This window comes from Spirosoma sp. KNUC1025, from assembly GCF_045160025.1.
In the GTDB taxonomy this organism is placed as follows: Bacteria; Bacteroidota; Bacteroidia; order Cytophagales; family Spirosomataceae; genus Spirosoma.
Genome location: NZ_CP087139.1, coordinates 7,049,185 through 7,055,532 on the forward strand (window position 1 = coordinate 7,049,185; position 6,348 = coordinate 7,055,532).

Here is a 6,348-nt window from a genome sequence, read left to right on the forward strand (position 1 = left end):
TGAGGGTTTCTCTTCCTGAGGTCTGATTTCACATTATTCAATCATTATTCATTTCACATTATTCCTTATCCATTCAAAAAAATGGCTTACGATAAATTTACTATACTCCGCAGTACGGCCGTTCCCATGCCGATCGAGAACGTCGATACTGACCAGATTATTCCTGCCCGTTTCCTGAAAGCCACTGAGCGCAAAGGATTTGGCGATAACCTTTTCCGCGACTGGCGGTATAACAACGACGATTCACCTAAATCTGATTTTGTTCTGAACAACCCGACCTATTCGGGTCAGATTCTGGTTGGTGGAAAGAACTTCGGCAGTGGCTCAAGCCGTGAACACGCTGCCTGGGCCATTTACGACTATGGTTTTCGTTGCGTAGTGTCGAGTTTCTTTGCCGATATCTTTAAGAATAACTGCCTGAATATTGGTATTCTGCCAGTAACGATCAGTCCGGAATTTGCCGATAAAATTTTTGCAGCTATTGAAGCTGATCCCAAAACAGAGCTTGAGATAAACCTGCCCGAGCAAACAATTACCCTGCTGGCTACGGGCGATAACGAAAGCTTTGCCATCAATGGCTACAAAAAACATAATCTGATCAACGGTTACGATGATATCGATTATCTGCTGTCGATGAAGTCCGAAATCGAAGCCTTCGCCGAAACGAGACCCTTTTAGCTCAATGATTGAATGACTGAATGATTGAATTAAGTAAACCTTGCTATTCAATCATTCAGTCATTCAATCATTCAATCATTACGAATGAAACGTCGTTACATTGAAATTATGGATACGACACTCCGCGACGGTGAACAAACCAGTGGGGTGTCGTTTTCTGCGTCCGAAAAATTAGCATTGGCGCAGTCGCTGCTTACCGAAGTCAAAGTTGACCGGGTTGAGGTAGCATCGGCGCGCGTATCGGCGGGTGAGCTGGAGGCTGTTCAGCAAATTACCGGCTGGGCGGCTAAAGCTGGTCTGCTCGATAAAGTTGAAGTACTTACATTCGTAGATGGGCAAGCCTCGCTCGACTGGATGCGGGCTTCGGGCGCGAAAGTAATGAACCTGCTGACCAAAGGATCTATTAATCACCTGACCCATCAGCTAAAAAAAACACCCAGCGAACATTTTGCCGACATCCAACAGGTTATTAGTCAGGCACAGCAATCGGATTTACAGGTAAATGTATATCTGGAAGACTGGAGCAACGGAATGCGTAACTCGCCCGATTACGTGTTGCAATACCTGGATTTCCTACAGACGCAACCGATCCGTCGGGTATTGCTTCCCGATACGCTGGGCGTCCTGACCCCCGCTGAAACCTTTACGTTTATTGATCAACTAGTAAGCCGTTATCCCGATCTTCACTTCGATTTTCATGCTCACAATGACTATGACCTCAGCATTGCCAACGTAATGGAGGCTATCCGGGCTGGTGCTCATGGCATCCATTTAACGGTAAATGGATTAGGCGAACGGGCAGGTAACGCACCCATGGCCAGCGCCATCGCCGTGTTGCGCGATTTCATGCCGGACGTAAAAATGGGGGTCGTTGAGAAATCTCTTTACCAGGTTAGCAAGATTGTCGAAACGTTTTCGGGGCTTCGTATTCCCGACAATAAACCTGTTGTTGGCGACAATGTGTTTACCCAAACCGCCGGTATCCATGCCGATGGTGACAAGAAGAACAACCTGTATTTCAATACGTTATTGCCCGAACGATTTGGTCGCAAACGTAGCTACGCACTCGGAAAGACATCGGGTAAGGCAAATATTGAAAATAACCTTCGTGAGCTGGGTATTCAACTGTCGGAGAACGACCTCAAAAAAGTAACGCAGCGGGTGATCGAGCTGGGTGATCAGAAAGAGGTGGTAACCCGTGAGGATTTACCCTACGTCATCTCCGACGTACTGAATACCAACGCCATAGCCTCGAGGGTGGAGGTACTCAACTACGTACTGACCCATTCAAAAGACCTTAAACCATCAGCTACGTTACGGATGCGAATTGATGAAGAGCAGTTTGAAGAAAACGCGCAGGGCGATGGCCAATACGACGCGTTTATGAACGCGCTCAAGAAAATTTACATCAAAAAGAAACTGTCGCTGCCCGTGTTAACCGATTACGCGGTACGTATTCCAACCGGCGGCCGAACCGATGCACTTTGCGAGACAATCATTACGTGGAAATACAAAAATCACGAGTTTAAGACGCGTGGGCTCGACTCAGACCAGACGGTGTCGGCCATTAAGGCAACTCAAAAAATGCTGAATACGCTGGATTGATACCGACGTTAAGTAAAGGCAGCAACCCTATCTCGCATTTATAGCAATTCGTTTAATAACTTCGTGTTCTTAAACCTAAGCGTACCAAACGCTATCATGTTAATTGGTCTTTTATGAGTCAAGCAAAACAAACAGCAGAAAAAGTAGAGTACAACGGATCGGATAATTTGGCCATAATGGGTTTTGCTGTCAATTATAACAGCGGTCTGTATAATTGGGTTGCCCGTGATGTTCGTCCAGGAGAAGCTGTTTTAGATTTTGGTGCCGGAAATGGAGAATACGCTAACCGCTTTCCGATTGGCAGTGTTGATGCCGCCGAAATTGACCCGGACCTGTTGCCCTTGATCAAACAGCCTGTTTATACTGACATCAACCAACTGCCGAAAAAATATGATCTGATCTATACCATCAACGTACTGGAACATATTGAGCATCACGGCGAAATTGTAAAGGAATTATACGCCAAGCTCAAACCGGGCGGACGTATCAAAGTCTTTGTGCCGGCTCGTCAGGAAATTTTCAGCAATATGGACGAACACGTCGGTCATTATCGGCGCTACGATAGAAAGCTGGTACGCCAGATTCTGGAAGAAGCTGGATTTCGCGTTACGGATTGTCGTTACTACGATTTCGCAGGCTACTTTATCTCACTGATTTATAAGTGGTTGGACAAAGACGGACGTATTACTAAAGAATCAGTCGTGTTCTATGATCGAGTTATCTTTCCAGTAAGTCGGCTATTCGATAAACTAACCATAGGGCAGGTAATCGGCAAAAATGTTATCGCTGAAGCCGTCAGGCCTTAGCCTGTGTTTTGTCCGTCCGACCTGGCTGTTAAACGAGATGAAACTAGTGCGTTTATTATCAATTTACATACTCGAAATGGGTAACGGGAACTTCGTTACGCTTTCGCTCTTTAAACAATGAAAAAACACATTCTCGTGGTTCCTGGCGATGGCATCGGAGCCGAGGTAACCACCGTTGGTAAGCAGGTTCTGGAAGTAATCGCCCATAAATTCGGTCATGAATTCACGTACGATGAAGCCCTGATAGGTCATGTCGCGATTGAAGCAACCGGCTCTCCCCTGCCAGACGAGACCTTAACCAAAATGAAGACTGCCGATGCCGTGTTGTTTGGCGCGGTAGGCCACCCTAAATACGATAACGACCCTTCTGCCAAAGTCCGACCCGAGCAGGGGCTGTTGAAAATGCGGAAAGAGTTGGGTTTGTATGCCAACCTGCGCCCAATCAAACTTTTTGACGAGCTGCTCGATGCATCAAGCATTAAACCGGAGATTCTGCGTGGTGCGGATATCCTGTTTTTCCGTGAATTAACGGGCGATGTCTATTTTGGGAAACGCGAACGGCTCGATGAAGGAAACACAGCTTACGACACCATGATTTATAGCAAATACGAGGTGGAACGTATCGTTCGGAAAGCGTTTGAAGCCGCTCGCACACGTGGCAAAAAATTGTGCTCTGTTGATAAAGCCAACGTACTGGAAAGTAGCCGCCTATGGCGTGAGGTTGTCCAGGCATTAGCCCCCGAATACCCAGACGTAACGGTTGAACATCAATTTATTGATGCCGCTGCCATGCTGCTGATTAAAGATCCTAAGCGCTTCGACGTAGTAGTAACAGGTAATCTATTTGGGGATATTCTTACTGATGAAGCCAGTCAGATTGCGGGTTCTATGGGTATGTTAGCGTCTGCATCGGTTGGCGATAGCACTGGCGTATACGAGCCCATTCACGGCTCTGCGCATGACATCACCGGTAAAGGTGTAGCGAACCCACTGGCTTCGGTATTGTCTGTTGCCTTGCTACTGGATATTTCATTTGGACTCAAAGCTGAAGCTCAATCAGTTATCGACGCTGTAGATTCCGTACTAAAAGCTGGTTTTCGTACTCGTGACATCGCTAATAGCAGTACGCCTACGGATAAAATTCTGGGAACTGAAGCCATGGGTAGCCAGATCATCGACCGTTTAACGGCTTAACATTCTGACGCTTTCTAATACGTTATATTCAGTACGCAATGGATTTTTGAATTAATTTCTGCTAGATAAATTCGTTAAAAAATTTGCTTGCCGCCTTGCAAACTTTTTAAAAACGCCTATTTTTGTAGCGTATTTACGCGAGTAGCGAAATTTCGCAGAAATATAATGCCTAACTCCTTATTATACCGACTGCAAAAACTAAACGTTTTTTAAGAACGGAGAAAAGGATATGCCCCATAAAAAGGCCCTTTCTCCATAAGAAAGGGCCTTTTTATCGTTAATCAGTTATTCCAATTCAATTAATATCGGACAATGAGCCAACGAGTTTATATTTTCGATACCACCTTGCGTGATGGCGAACAAGTACCAGGTTGCCAGTTGACCACTGAAGAAAAAATCGTGGTTGCTAAAGAACTGGAACGACTCGGTGTCGATATTATCGAAGCAGGTTTTCCTATCTCCAGCCCTGGCGACTTTCGTTCAGTTGTTGAGATATCCAAAGCCGTAAAAGAGCCAACGATCTGTGCGCTTAGCCGAGCTGTTAAAGGTGACATCGATGCTGCCGGAGAAGCCTTGAAATGGGCAAAGCGAGGGCGTATTCACACGGGTATTGGATCATCCGATATTCACATTCGAAATAAATTTAACAGTACGCGGGAGAATATTCTCGAACAGGCTGTAGCCGCCGTTAAACACGCCAAAACCTATGTTGAAGACGTAGAGTTTTATGCTGAAGATGCTGGCCGGGCCGACTTGGCATTTCTTGCCCAATTGACAGAGGCCGTTATTAACGCCGGAGCTACAGTCGTTAATATTCCCGATACAACCGGCTACTGCTTACCGGATGAGTACGGACGGAAAATAGCTTACATTTATGAGCATGTTTCAAACGTTCATAAAGCAACCATATCCATTCACTGTCATAATGATTTAGGGCTGGCAACCGCTAATACATTAGCAGGTGTCATGAACGGGGCACGTCAGGTCGAAGTAACAATAAATGGCATTGGAGAGCGGGCGGGCAACACGTCACTTGAAGAAGTGGTGATGGCGATAAAGGTGAAAAAAGAATTAGGTTTATACACCAACATTGATTCAACTCACCTATATCCAGTCAGTAACCTAGTCTCACAGATGATGCGAATGCCGGTTCAGGCTAACAAAGCTATTGTTGGCCGTAACGCTTTTGCTCATTCGTCAGGTATCCACCAGGATGGCTTCCTGAAGCATTCAGAGAATTATGAGATTATGAATCCACAGGATGTTGGTGTGCCAAAGTCCTCTATAGTACTCACCGCACGGTCAGGCCGTCACGCGCTCAAACATCGGCTTGAATTACTTGGATTCCGCTACGATAAGCCTACGCTTGATGGCATCTATTCAAGATTCCTGGACATGGCTGATATTCGGAAAGAAGTAAACGATAAAGATTTGATGGAATTGGTCCGATAACAAAAAGCCCGTTTAATGACGGGCTTTTTGATTTTATAGAACGAACAAAAAATCAAAACACGCTGTTTCGCCAGCACAAGACTGCTTTTATAACCCTGCTAACACTATGGCGCGTCCTACTCCAGAACTAATCAATGCACTTCGCAGAACTGCACAAAACCTTAAAAATGGAGCACCTTATCAATGGGGGCACATGGGTGGTTGTAATTGCGGGAATCTTGCCCAAGAGCTGACAAAACTTAATAAAGATCAGATTCACCGATACGCTATGCAACGACATGGGGATTGGAATGAACAAGCAGAAGACTATTGCTCTACCAGTCAAATGCCCATAGACTTACTAATAAATGAAATGCTTACGGCGGGGCTTATGCTTGAGGATCTGAAACATCTTGAACGGCTGGATGACAGACAAGTATTAGCCCGTTTCCCCCTTGACAAAAGGTTTTTAAAGCACAATGTGCGTGAAGACGTCATTGCCTACATGACAGCCTGGGCCGATTTACTAGAAGAACAACTACTGGAGAAGATTACGTTACCAAACATACCCAGTCTGGAGTACGTATAATACGAATTGAAGGCTCTTAACTTAGTTTTGCTATGCAGCGGGCAC

At 45.6% G+C, this 6,348-nt stretch carries 6 protein-coding genes; all 6 read left to right on the plus strand.

All coding sequences use genetic code 11. The features are described from left to right. Positions 1-81: 81 nt before the first annotated feature. A complete protein-coding gene (gene leuD, locus LN737_RS30760) occupies positions 82-678 on the plus strand; it encodes a 3-isopropylmalate dehydratase small subunit (RefSeq protein WP_405515073.1) in 597 nt (198 codons plus the stop codon). 84 nt (positions 679-762) lie between these two features. Next, a complete protein-coding gene (locus LN737_RS30765) occupies positions 763-2,283 on the plus strand; it encodes an alpha-isopropylmalate synthase regulatory domain-containing protein (protein WP_405515075.1) in 1,521 nt (506 codons plus the stop codon). Between the two features lie 113 nt (positions 2,284-2,396). Further along, positions 2,397-3,089, plus strand: a complete 693-nt coding sequence (locus LN737_RS30770; protein WP_405515077.1) for a bifunctional 2-polyprenyl-6-hydroxyphenol methylase/3-demethylubiquinol 3-O-methyltransferase UbiG — start codon at positions 2,397-2,399, stop codon at positions 3,087-3,089. A gap of 117 nt (positions 3,090-3,206) precedes the next feature. Continuing rightward, on the plus strand, positions 3,207-4,283 hold the full coding sequence (gene leuB, locus LN737_RS30775) for a 3-isopropylmalate dehydrogenase (RefSeq protein ID WP_405515079.1): 1,077 nt from the start codon (positions 3,207-3,209) through the stop codon (positions 4,281-4,283). Positions 4,284-4,595: 312 nt separating this feature from the next. Next, entirely contained in the window at positions 4,596-5,735 is a 1,140-nt protein-coding gene (locus LN737_RS30780; RefSeq protein ID WP_405515081.1) for a 2-isopropylmalate synthase, read from the plus strand. 106 nt (positions 5,736-5,841) lie between these two features. After that, positions 5,842-6,303: a hypothetical protein gene (locus tag LN737_RS30785; protein WP_405515083.1), complete on the plus strand. Its 462-nt coding sequence runs from the start codon at positions 5,842-5,844 to the stop codon at positions 6,301-6,303. Positions 6,304-6,348: the final 45 nt, after the last annotated feature.